Origin of the sequence: Streptomyces sp. BE20, assembly GCF_036322525.1 — a bacterium.
In the GTDB taxonomy this organism is placed as follows: Bacteria; Actinomycetota; Actinomycetes; order Streptomycetales; family Streptomycetaceae; genus Kitasatospora.
In genome coordinates, this window is the sequence record NZ_JAQYWW010001068.1 from 42870 (window position 1) to 64127 (window position 21258).

13 protein-coding genes and 1 pseudogene are annotated in these 21258 nt (G+C 65.6%); 4 read left to right on the forward strand and 10 right to left on the reverse strand.

Features of this window, described 5'->3' with window-relative positions; all coding sequences use genetic code 11:
- Positions 1 to 130 precede the first annotated feature (130 nt).
- Positions 131 to 1498, reverse strand: a complete 1368-nt coding sequence (locus PUR61_RS31000; RefSeq protein WP_329882821.1) for a tyrosine-type recombinase/integrase — start codon at positions 1496 to 1498, stop codon at positions 131 to 133.
- 277 nt (positions 1499 to 1775) lie between these two features.
- On the opposite strand from PUR61_RS31000, the gene PUR61_RS31005 reads away from it, so the two are divergent.
- Positions 1776 to 3581, forward strand: a complete 1806-nt coding sequence (locus tag PUR61_RS31005) for an AAA domain-containing protein (RefSeq protein WP_329882822.1) — start codon at positions 1776 to 1778, stop codon at positions 3579 to 3581.
- A gap of 799 nt (positions 3582 to 4380) precedes the next feature.
- Here the strand turns inward: PUR61_RS31005 and PUR61_RS31010 are convergent.
- From PUR61_RS31010 to PUR61_RS31030, 5 genes are all read right to left on the reverse strand, one after another.
- Complete coding sequence (locus PUR61_RS31010) at positions 4381 to 5007, reverse strand: hypothetical protein (RefSeq protein ID WP_329882823.1); 627 nt, start codon at positions 5005 to 5007, stop codon at positions 4381 to 4383.
- Between the two features lie 55 nt (positions 5008 to 5062).
- Positions 5063 to 6565 carry a class I SAM-dependent DNA methyltransferase gene (locus tag PUR61_RS31015; RefSeq protein WP_329882824.1) on the reverse strand — a complete coding sequence of 501 codons (1503 nt, stop codon included), beginning with the start codon at positions 6563 to 6565 and terminating at the stop codon, positions 5063 to 5065.
- A gap of 130 nt (positions 6566 to 6695) precedes the next feature.
- Positions 6696 to 8240, reverse strand: a complete 1545-nt coding sequence (locus tag PUR61_RS31020; protein ID WP_329882825.1) for a class I SAM-dependent DNA methyltransferase — start codon at positions 8238 to 8240, stop codon at positions 6696 to 6698.
- A complete protein-coding gene (locus tag PUR61_RS31025; RefSeq protein WP_329882826.1) occupies positions 8237 to 9721 on the reverse strand; it encodes a restriction endonuclease subunit S in 1485 nt (494 codons plus the stop codon). The genes PUR61_RS31020 and PUR61_RS31025 overlap by 4 nt, the downstream gene beginning before the upstream one ends.
- Positions 9718 to 13389 (reverse strand): DEAD/DEAH box helicase family protein, encoded by a 3672-nt coding sequence (locus PUR61_RS31030; protein ID WP_329882827.1) that lies wholly within the window; start codon positions 13387 to 13389, stop codon positions 9718 to 9720. The genes PUR61_RS31025 and PUR61_RS31030 overlap by 4 nt, the downstream gene beginning before the upstream one ends.
- Before the next feature lie 281 nt (positions 13390 to 13670).
- On the opposite strand from PUR61_RS31030, the pseudogene PUR61_RS31035 reads away from it, so the two are divergent.
- Positions 13671 to 13889: pseudogene (locus tag PUR61_RS31035) on the forward strand (hypothetical protein); the annotation flags it as partial.
- Between the two features lie 204 nt (positions 13890 to 14093).
- Here PUR61_RS31035 and PUR61_RS31040 read toward each other — a convergent pair.
- Positions 14094 to 16250 carry a GmrSD restriction endonuclease domain-containing protein gene (locus PUR61_RS31040; RefSeq protein ID WP_329882829.1) on the reverse strand — a complete coding sequence of 719 codons (2157 nt, stop codon included), beginning with the start codon at positions 16248 to 16250 and terminating at the stop codon, positions 14094 to 14096.
- Positions 16251 to 16640: 390 nt separating this feature from the next.
- On the opposite strand from PUR61_RS31040, the gene PUR61_RS31045 reads away from it, so the two are divergent.
- Together PUR61_RS31045 and PUR61_RS31050 are read left to right on the forward strand one after the other, a co-directional pair.
- On the forward strand, positions 16641 to 16919 hold the full coding sequence (locus PUR61_RS31045) for a transposase (RefSeq protein ID WP_329882835.1): 279 nt from the start codon (positions 16641 to 16643) through the stop codon (positions 16917 to 16919).
- A complete protein-coding gene (locus tag PUR61_RS31050) occupies positions 16820 to 17386 on the forward strand; it encodes a transposase (RefSeq protein ID WP_329882836.1) in 567 nt (188 codons plus the stop codon). Before PUR61_RS31045 ends, PUR61_RS31050 begins: the two co-directional genes overlap by 100 nt.
- A gap of 69 nt (positions 17387 to 17455) precedes the next feature.
- Here the strand turns inward: PUR61_RS31050 and PUR61_RS31055 are convergent, their stop codons facing one another.
- The 3 genes from PUR61_RS31055 to PUR61_RS31060 all read right to left on the reverse strand — a co-directional run bounded on the left by PUR61_RS31055 (position 17456) and on the right by PUR61_RS31060 (position 20446).
- The gene (locus PUR61_RS31055; RefSeq protein WP_329882830.1) at positions 17456 to 17824 is read right to left on the reverse strand and encodes a hypothetical protein; all 369 of its coding nucleotides are present in this window, start codon (positions 17822 to 17824) and stop codon (positions 17456 to 17458) included.
- Positions 17825 to 18569: 745 nt separating this feature from the next.
- Positions 18570 to 18788: a restriction endonuclease gene (locus PUR61_RS45570; protein ID WP_443034516.1), complete on the reverse strand. Its 219-nt coding sequence runs from the start codon at positions 18786 to 18788 to the stop codon at positions 18570 to 18572.
- Between the two features lie 14 nt (positions 18789 to 18802).
- Positions 18803 to 20446, reverse strand: coding sequence for a restriction endonuclease (locus PUR61_RS31060; RefSeq protein ID WP_443035267.1), 1644 nt, complete (start codon positions 20444 to 20446; stop codon positions 18803 to 18805).
- Positions 20447 to 21258: the final 812 nt, after the last annotated feature.

Below are 21258 nucleotides of genomic sequence, written 5' to 3' on the forward strand. Positions count from 1 at the left end.
TGATCGTAGGCCCCTTGACCTGGGAAGGCGTCCGTCACGGTGTGGGGGACTGGCTTGGGTGGGGTCCCGTGATGGGTGGCGAGTGAGGCGCGCGTGGGGCGGCAAAGCACGCCGACGAAACGTCAATAACTCACTCTGAGCTACGGATTCTTCTGCCTGCAATGGCGGCGGGGCGGATCCCTGAGCGCCGCTTGCGCGTCTTGGGCTGACTACGGATGCCTCTGGAGATCATCCGAGCTGCGTCGATCACCACGCGGGCCGTCGCTTCTGCGCTGAGATGGGCCGTCTCGGGCAGGACCGACGTGTAGGTGTCGGCAGTGGTGACGATCGTCGAGTGACCCAACTGGGCCTGGATGACTTTGAGATCGGATCCGCCGGTCAGGGCAAGGCTTGCCGCGCCGTGGCGCAGGTCGTGGAGGCGGACCGGCGGTAGGCCACTTCTGCGAACCATGCCCTGGAAGACGTGACCGACGTGGTCCGGGCGCAGCGGACTCCCGTAGACGTCGGTGAATACGTATCCGGATTCATTCCATTCAATTCCCGCTGCGAGTTTCTCCCTCCTCTGCTGATTACGGTGAGTGCTCAAGATACGGACGGTGCTCCCGTCGAGGGCGATCGTTCGTTCGCCGGCACGAGTCTTGACGGGGCAGGCCTCAAGGCGGCCGTTCTCTCGTTGCTGTAGCTGCCTGGCGACCGTGAGCGTTCGGCCGGAGGCGTCGAAGTCCGACCAGCGGAGGCCTACGCCTTCCCCGCGACGTAGGCCACGCAGCGCGTACAGGTGATACAACGCGTACAAGCGGTGCCCGCTCGCGTAGGCGAGGAAGGCAGCGGTCTGGGCCGGCGTCCACACAGCGACGGGAGGGCGCTCGCCTGTTCGCTCCCACTCCGCCACTCGACCATCGGTCCACACCACCGGGTGAGGGCGCGGCGCCCTCGGCAGGTCGAGGTGTCGCGCCGGGTTGGTGGTCAGCATCTCGTTGCGTACGGCAACGTTGAGGGCGGCACGCAAGGTCGCCTGGATCCGGCGTAGCGTGCCCGCGCTTATCGGCCGGCCCGCGCTCTGGTGCCGACGGACGATGCTGCTGAAGGCCTGCTGGACGCCCTCGTTGGTCAGCTCGCAGAGCAGTTCGTGGCCGAGCAGCGGAACGAGGTACTGCTCCAGGTGCTTGCGGTAGCCGCGCGCGGTCGACGGCCGAAGGTGCGGCTCCACGGTGCTGTACCAGCGCAGCAGCCACTGGCCGGTGGTGAGGAGCTCGCCCTGGCGCACGCGGTCGCGGTCGCGCAGGCGCTGGAGAGCCTCGGTGGCGTCCTTGCGGGTGCGATACCCGCCCCGACGCAGGCGGGAGCGGTGATCGTCGACGGTCGCGGGCCGTGGCATCGCGAGATACCAGGAACCGTGGCCGCGGCGGTGGAGGTCAGGGCAGGTCCTTCCGAGCTGTCGACCAGTGCGGGAGTCCCGGCAACCGCACCGCTTGTAGATCGTTCCAGAGCCACGCATGGTGTCCTCCTTCCGGACTTGAGGGTGGACGCACAGCCAGTGTGGACCTGCGGCGTCGCAAGGCGGCCCCTGCCCGGGAGCCCCGGGATGCGCGGAGAGGACATCGCGGCCTTGTCCGGGGGGAGGGAAGCCGGCCGGGACGCGTGGCCCCGGGTGCCGAACGCCGGCCGTGGATCTCGGCAATGCTCCTACGACGAACCGTCCCCAGTGGTAGGACATAGGCGACCGGGGGACGCGTACTGGCGATGGGGGGACTGTGGGCTGGCGCGAGGAGACGGTGACGGCGCTCGATTCCTGGCTCGCCGCAGAAGGCGGCACCGGGCGCAAGCCCTACTGGCGGATACTGGGACGCGCTGTCGCAGCCGGCCCCGGCGAGTACGCCATCGACATCCGCGGCCTCACCATCAACGCCGACCAACTCCAGACCGACAGCCTCCGCCTCGCGGAACCGGATGAGAACACGGTCGAAGACGGCCACCCCGTCCTCGACGTCACCCACGACGGCACCGCCCTGCGCATCCGCGTGCCCGACTTCGCAGACCCCGCCGACCCGTGCCTGTGGCTCCACCAGCAACCCGCGACGTTCCTCGTCAAGTCCCTGCGCGACGGTATCGCCGGCATCACCGACGACGGCCTCGCCGGCCTGCTCGCCCGCGGAGAGCCCGGCGGGCGACTCTCACCGCACGGCCTGCCGTCGGGCACCCTCCTGCCGGCCCAGGACCTCGCCTACCGCGCGTGCGTTGGCACCGGCCTGTGGCTCGTGTGGGGCCCACCCGGCACAGGCAAGACCTCGGTCCTCAAACGCGCCATCAGTGACCTCATCTCCGCCGGAAAGCGCGTGCTCCTGGTGTCGGCGGCCAACATCGCCGTCGACAACGCCCTCCTCGGCGTCGTGAAGGAACAGCGCCACTCTCCCGGGCAACTGGTCCGCGTCGGCCCACCGCACCTGAAACAGATCGCCGACGACCCCGAGGTCTGCCTTCCCCTCATGGTGCGAGCAAAGCTCGCCGCCATCGGCGGGCAGCGCGAAGCCGTCGCCGCCGAACTCAGCGCCCAGCAACAACGAGCCCAGCACCTCGCCGCACTCACCCTCCGCCTCGCCGACTTCGACGCCGACCACTACACCCGCCAGCGTCAACGCCTCGACGATCCGACCCTCGCGGCGAAACACCTCACCGCCCAACTCGCCGCCTACTCCGACCAGCACCGTGACCTTCAGCCCCTCCTCACGCACGCCGAGGACCGGGCCGAGCAAGCCCGACAGAGCAGCGACAACGCCGTCGGCCACCGCGCCGCCTGGGCCGAGATCGACGCGCTGGAAGCCGAAACAGCCGACGTCGAAGAGGCCGCCACCAGCGCTGAGGCCCGTGCGCTCCTCGCACACCAGGAAGTAGCCGAGGCCCAGCAGGCCCTCGACGACCTCGAAGCCAAGAAGGGCCTGGCCAAACTCACTGCGCGCTCAGCCATCGCCGCCGCCGAGAAGCACCGCGACACCACCCTCGCACGCGACCAAGGCACCTTCGACAACGCCCGAAAAGCCCGCGCCATCGCCGACCGCCACCGCCTCCAGACCCACACCACCATCACCCGGCTCAGCCGGAAGATCCTGCTCACCCGCGACGACCTGGCCGCCATCGACACCGAACTGCACCAGGCCGACACCGCGCTCCGCCGGGCCCGCGACGCAGAGGAGGAAGCGGCCGCCCGCATCGTCCACCTCGACGAACAACTGCGCCTCACCCTCGCCGCGTCCGACGACGTCAAGCGGGCCGAACGCCGCGGCCACCCGGCCACCCACGGTGAAGCTCAGGCCCTCCGATCCCTCGTAGCCGCCGACAGCGCCCGCCAAGCCGCGCTGATCAAGCAGCACCGCGAACTCCACGAACAGTACGAACGCCTCGCCCGCGACGCACAGGGCCAGATCATCCGCGAAGCCCGCCTCGTCGCCACCACCCTCGCCAGATTCCGCACCAACCCGACAGTCTTCGAAGGCCCCTACGACGTCGTCCTCGTCGACGAGGTCGGCGCCGCCACCCTGCCCGAAGTCCTCCTCGCCGTCCGCAGTCGTTCGGGCCTGGCGTGAGGAGGTATGGCCCGCGACCCGAACGACGGCTCAGGAAGGGTACCGAGACCTTGTTCGCGGACCGTACTGGTATCCCCCGCTCGGACCAGGTTTTCGGCCGTACCTGGGCCCCGTTCGGCCGGACGCCGACTGTGTACCGCACTGGCAACCGCTTCTCGGTCAACGCGATGTCGGCGATCAGCCCCGCGGGAAGATGTGATTCACCGTCTACTGGGGATTGTTTGCCGCCGAGGTGTTCTGCGGCTTCCTCGACCGCTCAATCGGCAGTTCGACCGCCCCATCCACTTGGTCGTCGACCGGCACTCCGTCCAGCGCAGCAAGAAGGTCTGAGCCTGGCTCGCCGGCCATCCGGGCCGGATCACCCGGCACCTGCTGTCCGCCTACGCGCCGGAAACCCGGACGTGCTGGTCAACGCCGACCTGAAGCGGACCCTACTGCCGGCCTCCCGAGCCCGCAACGCCGACCAGCTCGCCGACGAGGTCCGGCGCTTCTTTCGCCGCCGGCAGAAGCAGCCGCACATCGTCCGCGGCTACTTCCAAGGCCCTCATGTTCGGTACATCACCAAGGTGCCGGAAATTTGGCATTTCCCGTCAAGTAAGCGTGTCCACCCATCAGGGAGAAAGCCCGATCGCTCGACGTCTAAGGACGCGATGTGGCGCGGGTAGCTGGTCATGCACCTGCAGTGGCAAGGCAAGTCGTCTGAGCAAAGCCTGCCGAGTTCTTCGATTAGTCAAATTGACTTGCCACCGCTGTCCGACATCGACGCTCGACAACCTGGCTAGAACCTGGGGTCAGGGGTTTAGCGGATTGCTAGTGCGAGAGCCTGGACGAGTTGTTTGATCCAGTGCACTGCGTCGGCCGCCTCCTGCTGGGTAATACGGCGCCGGTCGCCGGTGACAGTATCGGTCACATCGGATTCGTGAGAGATTTTGTTTCGGCGCCATAGGACCTCGCCGTGCCGCTTGGAGACGTCGGCCTTGGCCATGCCCAGATGTTGGGCGACCATGTTCCACATGGCGCTGGCACTGGTGTTGGGAAGGATGAGCTGGAAGGCGCTGCCGATGTCTTCGTAGTTCTGGTAGGTGCGGCGGCCGAGTTCAGCGCTGAGTGCCTCCCGGAACACTGTGGCCATCGGCTCCCGGTTGTGCTGGATGCGTTCGATGTACTTCCAGGGCATGGGGAACTTCTGAAGCTGGGTAGGCCGATCAGCGGAGGTATCCATCACGATCGCCACAGCTTTCGCATAGACCTCAAGGTGGACCCAGTGGTCGAGGGCGGAAACAGCCTGAACCCAGGCGGCCCTGCACAGATCGCCCTTGAGCGTGTCGTTCATGTGGTGGGCTGCGTCCACCATGCCCTGGGCGTACGTGATGTTTTGGAGAAACTGATTATATTGCGGAGTGCTTGGCGGTGCGGGAATGGTCACAGCGGGGCTCCTCAGACATGCGCTGGTGCAAGGTCAGTTGTCGGTCAGCTGCAAGCTAGGGGAGTTCCGCAGCCAGGTCCGCGAAGATTTGTCTAGCCTCGGCCAGGCTCTCTGCGATCTCGCCAGCGATCTCTTTGGCAGGCCGTAGCGGTTCGACCGGCGCCTGCGGGCCAGCAGCGAGATTGAAGAGCTGGAAGCGGCACGCCTGGAGATCGGCATAGGAGTGCGAGCCGAAGTATGTGCGTGGGCTTCGCTCATGCCGGGGCAGGCCGGCGGCGTACGCGTCAACGAAGTCGTCGAGTTCTGTTTCAGTGAGGGCTTGGGTAGTGAGGCTTCGGGCGTCGTAGATCCACAGTCGGGACGTTGCTGCGGTGCCGGTCGGCGAGGGCGAGCACTTGGTGAAGAACAGCACATTGGCCTTGACGCCGCTCAGGGAGGTGCCATTGCGGAAGCTACCTGCGGGCAAGCGGAGCATGGTGTGCAGGTCACAGGTCTGAAGGAGCGGGGGAAGGATCTTTTCAGCGGTGCTGCCAGTCAGCACACTGTCTGGCACGAAGACAGCGGCACGTGCGCCGACGGGCAAGCCGACAGCGATGTGCTGGAGGAAGTTTGCCGGGAACAGCGGTGTAGGCAGCAGGTCGTGACGGGAAGTCGGGCGCGGTGTGTTGCTGCGGAAAGGCGGATTGCAGAGGACTACGGTCGGGCTGGGGGTTCCTGCGGGCCGGTGGATCACGGCACCGCCAGCTGCGAGGGAGTCGCCGTGCTGGATCGGGGCGGGCGCGGAGAACGGGCGACGGGTGTTGAGGAGGATGTTCATTGTGGCCAACCGCACCATCTGGTGGTCGCGGTCCTTGCCCGCGTATGCGGTCTCCGGAAGATGGCCGGCTGTGCCTGCCATCTCGCGATACGCGGCGAGTAGGGTGCCACCTGTGCCCGGCGCCGGGTCGAGAACGGTGTCCTCTGAAGTGATCAGTTGGGTCTGCGCGATCGCTCGCAGCAGTGGGCGTGGAGTGATCACCTGGCCGGTCTCCCGCTTGGAGTCGACCTCTGCAGCGCAGAAGCCCGTGAGCAGGATTTCGTACGCCTCGCCGAGTGCTAGCAGGTTGCTGGACCAGTCGTAGGGGTCGATCTCGTCAGTGATCAATGCTGCCAGGTGAGCAAGGTGCTGGGCATTCCAAATATGGGAGTCACGGAAGATGGCGACCGTGGTCGACAGCTCGGGGTGCTCGACGGACTGGTCCAGCTTCGCCAACTCGGTGAGGACCAGGGTGAGCTGCTGACGCAACTCCTCGCCCGTCTTGGTCGCCAGCTTGGGCCAGCTGTACCCGGCGGGCACGACGCCAGGCTGGGCGAATCGTCCCTGTCGCTGAGAGCGCTCGTAGTCGAGCTTGAGGAACAGCAGGTAGGTTAGGTGCTCCATGAACAGGAGCTTGCTGACACCTGAGTACGTCAGCCGGGCAACGAAGAACTTACGGAACCGGTCGGCGATGCCCACCGGACTCCAGTCCACCACTTCGTCGTCGGACAGCTTAGCGGCGAAGTACGCGTTTGCGGCCATGCTCTTCCCCAAGGACCGGCTGCTCACGGCAGCGACGTGCGTATGACGGTTACAGGAAAACGCTGGCGGCCCGATGAGGGCAGACTGGCTGCCCTCATCGCGCCGCCGGTAGTGCGGGTCCGGCTTGGTGCTATGCGGCGTCGTCCCCCTTGTCGCCGGGGTTGGCGGTGCGGCGTGCGGCCTTGAGGGCCTCGGCCACGATGGTGAACTCCGCCAGCGCGTCGGTGAGGTCGTCCACGATCTCCTGAGCGATCACGTCCGGGGAGGCGATCGAAGAGGAACCGGCCTTGCTGTCCTGAAGCACGGTCAGGTCAAGGTTGACCTTGTCGCGCTTGATCAGCTCCTCGTAACTGTAAGGCTTGAAGTGGGCACTGGCGATGCGGTTTTGGTGATCGCCGTTGCCGGACTTGTACGCCTTGACGAAGTCGTCGAGGTGCTCGCGCTTGAGGGGGCGCTGCTTGAGCGTGAACCTTTGGTCGGTGCGGAAGTCGTACACCCACAGCTGCTTGGTGGCGGGGGACCCGTCATGTCGTGGGCCTGGCCTGTCGAAGAACAGGACGTTGGCCTTGACGCCGCCCGCGTAGAAGATGCCGGTGGGCAGGCGCAGCAGCGTGTGAACGTTGCAGGTGTCCAGCAGCTTGCGGCGGATCTCCGCGCCAGCCCCGCCCTCGAAGAGCACGTTGTCGGGCAGGACAACGGCGGCTCGGCCGTTCGTCTTGAGCAGGGTGTAGATGTGCTGGACGAAGTTCAGCTGCTTGTTGGTCGTTGTTGCCCAGAAATCGCTACGCGCGCCGTACGCCTCGCCGGTGACCGAGCCGACCCCGAACGGTGGATTGGCGAGAACGATGTCGTGGAAGACGATCGGAGACTTGGCCAGGGAGTCCTGAACGGTGATCAGAGGCTTGCCTTCGGAGCTGCCGATCCCGTGCAGCAGCATGTTCATGAGCGCCAGGCGGGCCGTCTCGCGGACCAGCTCGTAGCCGGTGATGGCACCGGTCTGGAGCCTGCGACCAGCGTCAGAGAACAGCTCGGACTCGTAGTGCTCGACAAGGTATGCGTACGCGGCGATGAGGAAGCCGCCAGTCCCACAGGCCGGATCGGTGATGCTCTCCCCGAGCTGGGGTTCGAGGCAGTCGACCATCGCGTCGATCAGCGGTCGAGGGGTGAAGTACTGTCCTGCGCCGGTTTTCCGGTCCTCGGCGCCGCGCTGAAGCAAGCCCTCGTAAGCGTCGCCCTTAAGGTCGATGTCCTCACGGTTCCAGGTGTACTTGCCGATCAGGTCCTTGATCAGACGTTCGAGGACAGCCGGTTCGTGGATCTTGTTCTGGGCCTTGAGGAACACCTCGCCGAGCATGGTCCCCGGGCGCTGGCCGAGCTCCCACAGGATGTGCTCGTACTGCTCGATCAGTGGCTCGGCGGAGCGAGTCATCAGACTCGGCCAGTCCTTGCCCTCCGGAACGATCCGCTCGACCCCAGTGCTGCGTCGCTGGAAGCGAGCGGGCCGGTTGGTCTTCTCGTCCGCCATCTTTAGGAAGAGCAGATAGGTCAGCTGCTCGACGTAGTCAAGGGTGGACACGCCGCTATGACGCAGCAGCTCGCAGTACGACCAGAGCCGGTTGACGAGCGTGCTGGTGTACTCGGTCTGAGATTGAAGCGGGGCGGGGGTGGGGCTCACAGCGGGAATTCTCCCTGATCGGGCGCAGTGCTCTTGCGGGGGCGGAGGGTCCGCTTGGACTTGGCCGCAGCAGCAGCTGACTGGGCAGCGCCGATGCGAGCCAGCACGGTGGCGGCAGGCTCATCTGTGGGGTCCTGGGGGACCAACTGGCCGGCGAGCGCGGTTGCGAGAAGTGAGGACCGGAGCTCGACGGCCCGGACGAATCCGTCACGCGCAAGCTGCTCGCCCGCAGCGGCCGTAGCGAGACGTACTTCGATCTCCTTGACCAGGTTCTCTTGGATGTCTTTGGGCGGGAGCGGGACGGGGAGGAGCTTGATCTTTCTCAAACTGATGGAGGCCAGGTTCACCACCTGAGACCCGTTGCGATCACACCATGCCTTTCCGAAGCTATTGGCATGCCAGGCCAGGAGCTTCGGATGCAGTCGCTCGTTGCGGATTCGCGCGCGGAAGACGTGGTTCTGGTGGATGCAGTCTGCAATTTGCCCCTCCCAGATCCAGCCGCGGCCAAGCTTGTCCCGGTCGCCACCCTCGTTGAGCAGCACATCACCAGCTTGTAGTCGCAGTGCCTCCGCCTTCGCCGGTGGCACACGGATCGTGGTTACCGTGTCGAGCTTGAGCGCGCCTCGTTGGACGTTCGCCACTCGGAGATAGGGCACCTCGACAAAGCTGGGGTCACCTTGCTTCTTGCTGTCTTTGGTGACCCCGCCGACTACTTCAGAGATCTCGCCGAGTCGAACCCAACTCCAGTCCGACGGGAGGTCGGGAAGATCACCGTCAGAGACACCCGCATTGGCGAGTGGATGTGCGGTCAAGTCTGAAGCGGAAACGAAACCGCCCAGTGCTCCCTGGCCAGCAATCTGCTCCGCAAGCAGCAAGGACGTTGCCAGGGCTACCCGAGTGCTCGCCTCACCGGCATCGATTCGTGCAACGTACTCGTCGAGCTTCGCGACGATACGCGCCTGCTCGGCAGTCGGCGGCACTGGAAGCATCATGTCCATCAGCCATGGAACCTCGAGTGAGGCCACCGTGGTTCCGCGCTTGCGGCAGTTCGCGAGGATGTAGTCCTCGCGGGCCCGCAGGGCCCACGCCAGCCAACGAGCGTCGATCCCATCAAATGGGCTGACCGCCTTCATATCCTGGTTGAGCGTTGTCGCGAATGGGACCAGGGCGATCGGCACTTTCCGCTCGAGAATGCCGGAGCGAACCACGAGGGCCACTGAATTCGCTGGCACCCGCTTTACCGGCGATGCGTCCAACGCGGAGGAGTGAATCAGGTCCTGCGTGCTGGCGATTGTGTCCGCGCCCATGTCCTTCGGCGACAGCCACGGAACGGTTCCGTCCTCCCAGAACTCAGGACGTCGCTTCGAGGGGGTCCCCCCGCCATACCAGACCCCGAGATCGCGGAGCCGAGCCCAAGCCCATCCCGTGGGCAGTTGGTCCCCGCCGTCGAGTGCAAGTTCAACAGTCCCCGCGCCCGTCACGCGCTCAGCTCCCTGTCCAGTTCGCCCAGAATTTCGTCAGCCCGCGCTTCACCGAAGGCAGCCAGCAGGCCGTCCACCCCGTTCCGTACGCTGAACGGCGGGTAGTCAAGGTCGTCAACGTCGAAGCGTACATGGGCGGCGGTGGCTGACGCGATGTGACGAAGCCACCACAGCTGGTTGTCATTGAAGCGGGCCCCGGCCTGCTCCTGTCGCTCCAACCACGCCGTGAACCGCTCCTCTACCAGGCGTGCGTACAGTCGCGCCGGCGGCGCTTCGGCCGGCGCGTTCGCCTCACTGTTCAGCTCGTACCTGATCAGGGCGACAAGGTCGGTCACACCCGCTTGAACGCCAGGCTCCCGCACTGCGAGTCCCACCTGCTCGTATGCCTTCCAAAGCCGCTCCGGTGTCCAGGCACGCGGTGGTCGGGCCAGGTCTCGGGCAAGCGCCTGCAGATGCTCAAACGCGGCGCGAGGTGTCACGCCAGGCCGGTCATACGCGGCACTGAATACCGCAATCTCGTCTTTGTGCTCCTTAAGGTACGTCCGCCAGCTGGCGAGGGTTGCCAGGGCGGTGTCCTCGTCCTCAGGCACCGCGCCAGCGTGCACAAGGCGGTCTTTGCTCGTCTCGTCGTACAGGATTTCCTTGGCTCGCCGGATATCGAGCAGCAGCTTTCTGAGCTTCTCATTGCCAGCCAGTGGCGCCAGAGCGGTTTCCACGCGCTGCCGCACCTCTGTGTCCCCCGCGGCACGACGTGCCTGCGCGTCCGCACCCGCGAGACCTGCGGCTTCCTCACCTGCTCGCCGCGCTGCCTCCTGGCCGTCGACTGAGACCGCGTCGACCAGCCCCCGGACGATATCCCGCAAGGGCTTGGCTGCGACCTTGGCGACATCGGCCTGCTCGACTTCAGTCAGCTGCTTTTCCAGGCGTGAAAGGCGCGCTGCCATTGTGGAGATTTCACTGTCATCCAATGTGAGAGTCGCGCTCTTTTGCAGAAGTCGCGCCAAGCTGATCTGGCTCTCGGTATGCCGCTCCAGCGGGCCGGCATCGATCTTGGGCTTCTTCGTGACGCCAACTGCATCCACGATCACAAACCGAGTCTTTGGGCCGACACCCGGGGTTACCCGCTCGAATTCGGTCAGCGGTAGAGTGCGAGCCCCCCGTCCCTTCATTTGCTCGAAATATGCCCAGCTCCGCACATCACGCAGAAATAGCAGGCACTCTAGCGGCTTGACGTCAGTACCTGTCGCGATCATGTCTACCGTGACGGCGATCCGCAGCTGCGGCTGATTTCGGAAGGCTGACAGGAGCTCCGCTGGCCGCTTCGACTTGTGCGTGATCTTTGCGCAGAATTCGTTACCCTTCCCGAAGGTATCTCGGATTACTTCGACGATTTCCTCGGCATGGTTGTCGTTCTTTGCGAACACCAAGGTCTTTGGTACCATGATCTCGGATTGGACTAGCTGTCCGCTTTCGGAGCGCTTTCCCCGTTCGGGAAAGATTTCCGTGAACAGCTTGTCCCGGAAAGTACTGATAACCGTCCGCAGCTGATCCTTCGTTATCACGCGAGTGCCGACGTCTGTCGCGCTGTACTCATAGTCTTCGTCAATTTCTTCGTACCGCTGGCGCCGAGTGCGCCGATCCCTTACGGGGATTCGGCCCTGCGCAATTACGCCGCCCTTCCCCGTGATCTCCGTCTCGATCTCGTAGACGTTGAAGTCGACATTCACGCTGTCCGCAACGGCCTGCTCATAGGTGTACTCACTCACCAGATTGCCATTGAAGTAGCCGAACGTCTGCGCCACCGGAGTCGCCGTCAACCCTACGATAGGCGCGTCGAAGTACTCCAGCACCGAACGCCATTTGCCGTAGATCGACCGATGGCACTCGTCTACGATCACGAGATCGAACGCCTCCGGAGGGATGTCCGCGTTGTATCCCACGCTAAGGTCACTTGGCGCGTCGTACGGATCGGCGATCGGATCGCCCTCCGCCGGCTCAGGCAGCTCACGCCCAGTTAGCGACATGTATAGCCGCTGCACCGTGGACACGACGACCTTCGATGAAGTGAATATTCCCTCTGCGCCCAGGCGCTGAACATTGTACAACTCTGTGAACTTCCGCCCACTTTCCGGTGTTACATAATTTTCGAACTCCGCTCGGGCCTGGATGCCGAGATTGTTTCGGTCAACCAGGAATAGCACTCGTTCTGCCCGGGCATGCTTCAGGATCCGATAGGAGAACGTCACTGCGGTGAACGTCTTCCCAGCGCCCGTAGCCATCTGGATCAGTGACCGGCTCTGCCCCAGCCCAGATCCCTGACCTCGACCATCAGCCAGTGAGCGCTCCACACCCCGCACGGCCTCCACCTGCGCTGGCCGCAGCCCTGCTACATCCAGCTCCGGCATCCGCAGCCGCAACCGAGCCCGATAGCTTGGCGCCTGGGGATCTTCCTCTGCCTGTCGCATCCACCGTGACAGAGTCCGCGGCTGGTGGAAGGAGAAGACACGGCGCGATCGCGAATCCGGGTCCAGCGTGTTGCGGAACCGAGTCTCGCCCCCGTCGCTCGCATAGCGGTAGGGCAGCTCCGCCCGCCAGGCCGCCAATCGTTGCCCTGCGGACAGCCCCTCTGCGTACTGGTCAGCCTGGCCCTCCGCTGCTGACAGATCGGATCCCTCCCGCTTGGCCTCGATCACCCCCACCAGCTTTCGGTCCACATACAGCAGGTAATCAGCTCGCCCGGAGGCCATCGTGACCTCCCGAACCGCCACCCCGCGCTCCTTGACGAACAGATTCAACTGCGCGTCGTGGTCCTGCACCGACCAGCCTGCGTCCCGCAGCATCCGGTCTAGCTGCTCACGCACCTGCACCTCAGTTAGCGGCTCCCGGGACGCGATCTCGGCATTGCTCAGCAGCCGTTCCCGTTCCGCCACCGAAGTCGCCATCGTCCCGGGCAGAGGCTGGGAGCGATTGTCGTCGAAGCGACTGCGGAGGCCGGCGAGTTCGCTTTGCATCGCCGTCACGATCTCCGTGAGGCGGTCCTGCTGAGCTCTTGCATCGGCGAGTTCGCGCTCCGCTGCATGACGGGCATCTTGCTCCGCGTCAGCGTGCGTGGCCTTATTCTCGAACGTGAGTCGCGATGCAGCGAGCGCGACTTTCGCGGCTTCGATTTCTGCATCCAACGCCGCCGGATTTGGCATGGAGATCCGCGGTTGGGGCGGCACGAACGGGCGCTGCTCACGCGAGCCAGTGAGCAGCCGATCGAACCATACTCCTAGCCGAAAGCAGGATTGCACAGCACGGAAAGCCGCCTGAGAGTCGGCCAAATTATTGTGCACGGCGTCATTGCCCAGGCCGCGAATTTCATGGAAGGCCGTACTGACAGTTCCGTGTAGATAGCCCTCGCGCTCTAGCGCCCGCAAACGATCTACCTGACGATCTCCCTCGATCCGTACCCGGCCGCGCCTTACCAAGTCAGTGGCCAGGACCTCCCCAAACTGGCGGACTTTGAAGAGCGAGACATTAGGGTCTTCGAAGACAAGCGACTCTGCACCCGCACCGTAGGCCACGAGCAGTGGTAGATGAGGCAGAAGGAAGCCGAAGTTCTGAGACCGCTGAGCCAGCTCTACCAGCTTTGGATCAGGTACTTCAGTCGCACTGCTTCCACTCATCGAACAGTCTCATCCTTCGTATCAGCCCGCCGTGTGATCAGTCTCCGAGCGTAGCGGGGGCCACCCATGGGTGCCCCGGATTTGCCTGACGCCGCTACCTCGACGCTACCCTGCGCGGCTACACCATTGCGGGATCAGGGAGTCGTGGACCTGTCCATCGCCTGGTTTCGTAGTGGCTTTCGTTGTGCGGTTAGGTCCTTCTGATGATGGCTGACTCGTGCTTCGGCGATGATCCGTTCGAACTCCACCGGTGGTTGTCCGCCGGCTGCACTGTGCTTGCGGACCTCAACCAGGAAGGCATCCGGTCGCTGATCAAGCGCGACATCGGCAACCTTGCTGCCGCCAACCTCGACCAGCTCACCCGAGTCGTCAAGCACAAGCTCAAGCAGATCCAGTACCGCCCGCACCTGGTCGACGGCTGTCTCACCGGCACCAAACTCACCTTGGACGGCTGGCCGACATTACCCAATCAAGTTCAGTGCCTGACCCGCAAGTGCTGATCGCCGGCCTCACGGCGGAACGTCAAGACCTGCTTACTCAGGTGAGCGAGCTGGCCGACGGCGTCGAATAGGCGCAGGGCGGTTGGTCAGGCACCCGGGTGTACCGTCGCTGACCCGCCCCCAATCCAAGTGGGTGAGCGCCTGGAGCCGCATGCAGACGATCCCAGGCGCTCAACCATCGCTTGCCGATACTCGAAGGGCACGCTATTCCAGCAGTCCTCGTTCTAGCGCCCGTCGACGGAGGTTGAACAGGCTCTCCCAACCGTGTTCGGTCTCTACCTGCCACAGCTTCCAGCCGTTGCAGGAGCCTCGATTGAGCACGATCTGACCGGCGGTGGAGAGGCTTTCGTACGAAGCGCCGTTCTCCAACCGGACTCGGCCGTCGCCGAGGAGGACGGCCTTGTAGGTGTTGCCCTTGTTCGTCGCCCTGAGCGTGCTGTCCGCCTTCAGGAGACCGCTGGCGATGAGCTGGGCCGGTGAGATGCCGTAGTGCGCGCGCCTGGAGGCAGGCCTGGCCTCCGCCACACCCTGGGGCACGCTCAACCCTAGGCCTGTCGGCTCCCAGATCAGTTCACACAAGCGCCGGTACAACTGCTGCCGCTCCCCGATCGCGGAGGGCGGAAAGGTGTCCGGGTACGGGCGGACCTGCTTGGCCAAACCGTGAAGGTCGAAGAAGCGTTGCAGGCGCGGGTGTCTCGTGTACACCGCCGGATGCAGAGAGGCGGCCAGCACGTTCTGCCGCTGGTAGTACTCCACCTTGCGTTCGTAGACGTCGTCCCGGTAGCTGGCGTTGTCCGACTTGGGGAGGATTAGCAGTGCGCCCAGTCTGTCGCGCTGCTGCCGGAACCGTTCCTCGCTGCCCACCTCCTTGTGCCGCTCGTAGTGGTTCTCCCAGATGTGCTCGATCTCGTGAGGGCTGGATCCAGCGAGGCCGAGATACTCGGCGGTGCGGTTGGGGTTCTGAGTGCCTTCCTCGGCGAAGGCCGTCATCCGGGCAAGCAGGTAGCGCACCTGCTTGCGGTTGTCACCGCGAAGTCCGAAGGTGTTCAGCCCCGAGAAGTCGTACCCTAGCTCCGCCACTTCGCGACCGAGCACGGCTGACAGCTCGTCGATCCCCGCCGCATCGCGGACCAGCGGCACCAGCCGCGTGATCTCCGGCATGAGCTCGACGTTCTGAATTGCCGCGCTATTCGCCATCCGGCGGGCCAGAACGAGGTCGAGGTAGTCCGCGACCAACCGAGCTTTCTGCCTGAAGGTGTCATCGTCGTCGCCCGGGTCCATCACTGCGGTCAGCAGCAGGAACTGTGCAGTCAGACCGTTGTCGGCGTTGTACCGTACCGACTCCAGCCCGGGCACCAGCTCGGTGGACGCCCGTTGGATCAGGGCGTACCTCTTGGCACACGGGACCAGGATGTCCGTGATGAAAGCGCGGTACTGGTCCGGCCGGCGCAAGCCCAGAAGCTCGCCGTGCTCGCGTACCCACTCGTGGAACGCCCCGTCGATCTGCTCGACACCCGGAGTAGTGGGATCGACGTAGCGTGCCTGTAGCAGTGTCTTGACGAAGTCGCTCGGCGAAGCCCCGTCCTTCGCCAGGCAGGTGAGCATCGCTCGCCAACTGGCGTTCATGTCAGCGTGGTTCTGGCCCGCTCTGGAGAGCAGGAAGCTCTTGAGTAGATCGAGGGGGGTCAGGCGGGCTCCCCGATCGTTCATCGTCTCGAAGATCTCCCACCCGTGGTCCCGGTCGTGTGCCTGGATGTCTACTAGGCAGACGCGGGACAGCAACCAGTCGGTGAAGTATGGCAACGGCTCGCCGCGCAGGATGTCGGGGAAGTCCTCGGCGAGATCGCAGCCGCGTTCCCACAGGTTCCTGACCGACGGTGATGTGCCGTTGGGCAGGCTGAACTCCTTACCCAACAAGAGGGCATCCATGCACACGGCACGTTCCGCGACATCCAGCGTGAACGTGCGCTTGCCGAATTGGCGGGACCAGATCAGCTTGTCGAGCTCCCGAGCGTCCTCTTCGAGGTCGTCATCTTCCAGCATTAGTTTGCGCAGGTGCGTGAGCAGAAGCAGCAACGAGGTGAAGCGCTGCTGTCCGTCCACCAGGTAGGTGATGTCGCCCTGGTAGGTGACGATGGGCCCCAGGAAGTATGGCTCGTAGTAGCGAACCTTGGAACGCTCATGTCCTGACTTCCAATGTTCGAGAAAGCGTCTCGCCAGGTCATCCAAGAGCTCCTGCATGTTGCGGCGCGACCAGGTGTACTCCCGCTGGTAGTAATCAAGCCCGTACCGCACGCTGAACAGCTGGCTGACCGACGCACCTCGGCCGTCCACCAGTTTCGGGTCCCGCCCCTCGACCACGCGTCTTCCCCTTACCGTCACTGGCCCACTCAACTGAGCCCACTCGCACGGTACGTGACTCAGACGACACTGCGAGCACTATTCAGAAGCCGTTGTCATATCGATCTTGGTGGACGTGGGTTCGACTGTGCAGCTCGGTTGGGTGATCTTGCCGTGTGCCGGGCATGAAGACAGGGCCCCTGGTGCAGCTCGAGGTTGTCGAGACCGTGAGCACGCCAGGAGGCCCTGTTGCCGCACTTGTGCGCCCTCGCACGCGCAGGTTCCAACTCGGCTGTCCGGGAGTGTGATTGTCTCGCTCGCCGGTTCGAGAAGGCCGGGGACCGCTCGCAGAGGCATCCGAGGTACCCGTCGGACATGAGCGACGCGGAGTGGGCCGTCGTGTGGGACGCGATGCCCGTGCCCGCCTGGTTGGAAGGCCGCGGTAGGCAGCCTGAGGGCTACTGCCACCGCCGGCTGGTCGACGCGGTGCGCTACCCGGTCTCCGGCGGCATCACCTGGAGGGCGATGCCTGTGGACTTCCCCGCCTGGAGTGCGTCGACGCGTTCTTCCGGCGCTGGCGGGGCAAGGGCCTGGTCGGCGAGTTCCACGACCGGCTGCGGGACCGGGGCCGCGAGGCGGCGGGCCGCGATCCGGAACCGACCGCGGGCATCATCGACTCCCAGTCGGTGAAGGCGGCGGCGTCGTTGGCGGCCTCGAGCCGGGGGTTCGACGGGGGGAAGAAGGTGAACGGCCGCAAGCGTCACATCGTCGTGGATGCTCTCGGGCTGCTGCTGACGGTGCTGGTCACCGCGGCCTGCGTCACCGACCGCGAGGCAGGCCGCACTCTGCTGGCTCGACTGCCTCAGCGGCACTGGCGCATCACGCTGGTATGGGCCGACGGCGGTTGCACCGGGTGCCTGGTCGACTTCGCCCGCGACGCCTGGCGGATCGCGCTGACCGTGGTCCGACGCAACGACGACGCCGCCGGGTTCACCGTGCTGCCCAAGAGGTGGCTGGTGGAGCGGATGTTCGCGTGGCTGATGCGCTCACGCCGCCTGGCCCGCGACTACGAGGCCCGCACCGACACCTCCGAAGCGATGATCCGGTGGTCGATGAGCATGGTCATGAGTCGCCGGCTCGCCCGGCGAGAACACTGAACGTCCCCGGAGGATTCCCGATCGGCTAGCCCCGCGCGGCGAGGGGCTTGGCCTTCGACCTCACTCCCTCTACCTTCGCCGCGACCACCTCCAGCCGAGTGCCGCAGCGAGCCGGCGACAGTCCATCTGCTCCCCGCTTTGCGCCAGGACCTCCACGAGCCGCTGGTAGTCCGGCGCGAGAGAGTCGAGAGCGAGCCCTTCCCGCCAGGCGGGAACCACCGATCCGGGCACTTCCCTTGCGACCCGCGCAGGCCGTTCACTGGTCATCTCGGCCAGTGGCGCTTTCTCGCCTGCAGGAGGTTCTGCCAGGATCTCGGTCATCGTCTGACGGGTAATCACGAACCGTTCCCACGCGGCTTCCGCCTGCCGCAGCTCGTCCTGCATATCCTCCACCTGCTGCCGGACAGCACGCTCGCGTTGCTCCAGCAACCCCATCACGGATGGCCTCCGGGACCTCCATCGAAGAGACGACACGACACTCCGTCTCTGCCACCGAGGCCCCACCGCTATGCCTGAACAGCGAAAACACGCCCGCCACTATCGGAAAGACACGGCTTCTCAGCTCGAATCCGCTGCTCTGCCCGGACTCGGTGCCACCGGCCTGCGGGGCCGGGGAGACCCAGGTGGCCAGGGCGGTCTCGTTGTTCCCCAGGGCCCGCGCCACCTCCGCCAGCGTCCTGCCGGTCTCGGCCACCATCCGCACAGCCCCTCACGGAACTCCGCGTCGAACCTCCTCCTCTTCTCCGCCATGACTCCCAACTTCCCCTTCAGCCACGGCCTCTATGCTAGGAGGGGAAGGTCAGGGGTCGTGATCCCCTTGGAGGGTTGGAGGGTACGCGGCGTGCGGGGACGGCCTGGGGACCACACGCCGCAGATCAGCTTGCGCAAGGCTTGGCCTTCTGCACGGGCAACGCGTTCCGTTCAATGCATGGCAGGCTGAGATCAACATCGCCGGGCGACTGGGGGTCAAGGGGTCGCAGGTTCAAATCCTGTCGTCCCGACAGTGATGTCGGAAGGCCGTTGGCCGGGAGAAATCCCAGGTCGGCGGCCTTATTGTTGATGGTCCGACAGGTGATGGGCGGCTGCGATGCCGCCGCTTTGCGATCTTGCTGGGGACCAGCCGGGGACCGCAGCCATCGGCCGAGGGCCGCCGCAACCCGGTGCGGCGGCCGCGCGTTCGCACCTACACGAGGTCGCCGGCCTGCCAGCCCGGGGGGACCTTGGGCAGGCCGATCAGGGCGTCGATGGTCAGGTGCTCGGCGAGCAGGGCCTTGAGGTTGCGGCCGTCGATGAGGCGGAGGCGGCCGTTGCGGTGGGCGAAGTCGTAGCTGTCCTTGCCGAACCACGAGGTGGTGACGACGATGCCGTAGCCGGCGCCCTTGTCCTGCATGACGCCCGACATGGCGCGGACGGTGTTCACCGGGACCACGTGGAGCGTTTGGCCTGGATGGCGAAGATGGTGGATCCGGTCGGGTCGGCCAATGTCGCGACGGCGTCCACACCGTCGTCGCGGGAGCCCTGGGTGCGCCAGGTCTCGTAGCCCATGGCTTCGAAGAGTTCGCGGACCAGGCGTTCGAAGTCGTAGGGGTTCATCCGGAGCAGGTCGGGCCGGCTGTCGAGGGTGGCCACCACGGCCGTGTCGGTGATGATGCGGTAGCGGGACAGATCCGCCTCGACGATGGGTGTGACCGGTTCCAGGTCGTGAGGGTGCTTGGAGACGGTGGCGCCGAGCCGGTGGAGGCACTGCTGCGGGTCGAGACACGGTTCGTCCAGGACCAGTTCGGCGAAGTCCTTGCGCTGGGCGACGACGCTGACGACGCACACCCGGACGGCCTGGCCGGTCGTCGGATCGGTGGCGTTGACGCGGCCGTTGAGGATGACGGTCTCCACGAATGCTGCCGGTGTGGCGGTGAACGCCTCGTCCAGCGCCCGGAGGGCCAGGCGGGCCACCAGCCGGGCGTAGGCGTCGTGGACTTCGGCTTGTTTGGCGGGTTGGGGGACGACCTCGGCCCGCTGGGCGACGTAGCGGTAGGAGGCCACCGCGGGGACGATCTCGTGGTTCGGAAGTTCGACGTCGACCAGGAGTTGCTGGGCCTCGGGGGTGTAGACCGCGCGGGATGCCGTTCGGCACCCAGGGGGCACGGGGGACCGCTGCAGCAGGTCTTCGACCATCTCTGCGACGCCCTGGGGACCTTCGTGGATGAACGCCTGCTCGACGTGGGGATGCCACAGTTCAAGGCCCTCGGGTCGTAGGAGCAGGACCGTCTCCAGTTCCTCGCGGCGCAGGTTGCACTCGGCGGTGCCCGCCTCGGCCATGGCTTTGAGCCGGGCCGTCTCCGCTTGCCGGGCTTGCTGCTGGGCCTCCTTCTCGGCTTGGGCGTCCTCGCGCTTCCTTGTTTCCTCCGCCCGGCGGCGGGCCGCCTGGCGCTTGGCCAACTCGGCCTCCACGCGGGCGGCTTCCCTGGCGCGGGCGGCCTCCTCGCGTTGGAGGTGCTTCTCGCCGGCGGCCAGGAGCCGGGCGTGTTCGACTGCGGGGTCCACCTTCCGTTTCCTGGGGCGGGGCTGAGCCGCCGGCGCGGAGGCCTGGCCGTTCGTCGGCTGCTGCGTCCCGCGCTTGTCGGTCAGCTGGTCCGCGTACTGCTCGGCCCCGTGCTGCAGGAAGGTCGCGGCCTGCTCCGGGGTCCAGCAGGTGCGCTCGGCTGCGCGGGGCTTGGGCGGCACGGAGTGCTTGGCCGGGTTGTAGCGCAGGTGCCTGGAGTGAACCGCGGCGTTCAGCGCGTTGCGCAGGGTGGACACGGCCCGGTGGACGGTGACGCGCCCGCGCTGGGCCTCCAGCTGGGCGGCGACCCAGGCGTCGATGTGTTCCGGGCGCAGGCCGAGGAGCCGGAGGTGGCCGAAGGCGGGGACGAGGTCGCGCTCGACGCACGCTGCGTAGCCGGCGAACGTGTTCGGCGCGAGGTGCGGCTTTCTCGTGGCGAGCCATTCGCGCAGGTGGCTCGCGATGGTGGTGCGGCGGTTCTCGTAGACCCCGGGCAGCTCACCGTCGAGCACCGCCCTCATCTCCCGGGCTGCCTCGGCCCGGCTGGCGAAGCCGCCACGCCGATGCGTACGACGCTTGCCCTCATCCGGGGCCAGGCCGACGCAGTACGTCCACGACCCGTGACCAGCCTCCTCCAACAACCGCACACACCACGGACCCAACTGCTTCCCGTGCCCGCCCGGACAACCGCACCACTGGATGGTGCCTCTGGGGCGAGCGTGGCTGCCGTGTCGGGTGTGGCGGCAGGGCGTGCGGGGCGAAGCGCGAAGCACTCAGAACCAGACGGCGAAGACACGCTCAAGACGACACACCGCTCGGAAGACCACGATCCGTAGTCGGCGGGTAGGGGACCATGACCTGCTCGCTGGAGCCGGACCTGGGAGCCGGCCAGCGCCGTCGACGCAACGGCTGTCGGGATCGCACGGCGGTATTTGCTGAAGGTCCGACAGATCTCGATCACCGGCAGCAGCCGCGGCGGGGTGGTCAGTCCGGCTGAACGGAAAGGGTCTGCCGGTGTAGGCCGGTAGCGACTGGATGATGTTGCACAGTGATGAGGGTTTTGGCTCCTCGGAGTCGCCCCCGCGGAGGGAAACTCCAAACCGCTTCCTGCTGCGCGTTGGCTGAAGACCGTCGCGGTGAGGGTCGGAGGAAGAGGTGCTCTTGAAAGGGCGTAGCCGGCCTGGCTCCCGCCTCGGATACCGTGTTCCTCTACGGGGTGCCATAACGGATGTGACGCCCCCCACCGGAGGTAAGTCAGCGTATGAGTTCAAAGCGCAGCAAGAATCCAGCCCTGCCCGTACTCGACGACGCATTCCGACTCGCGTCGGTCAAG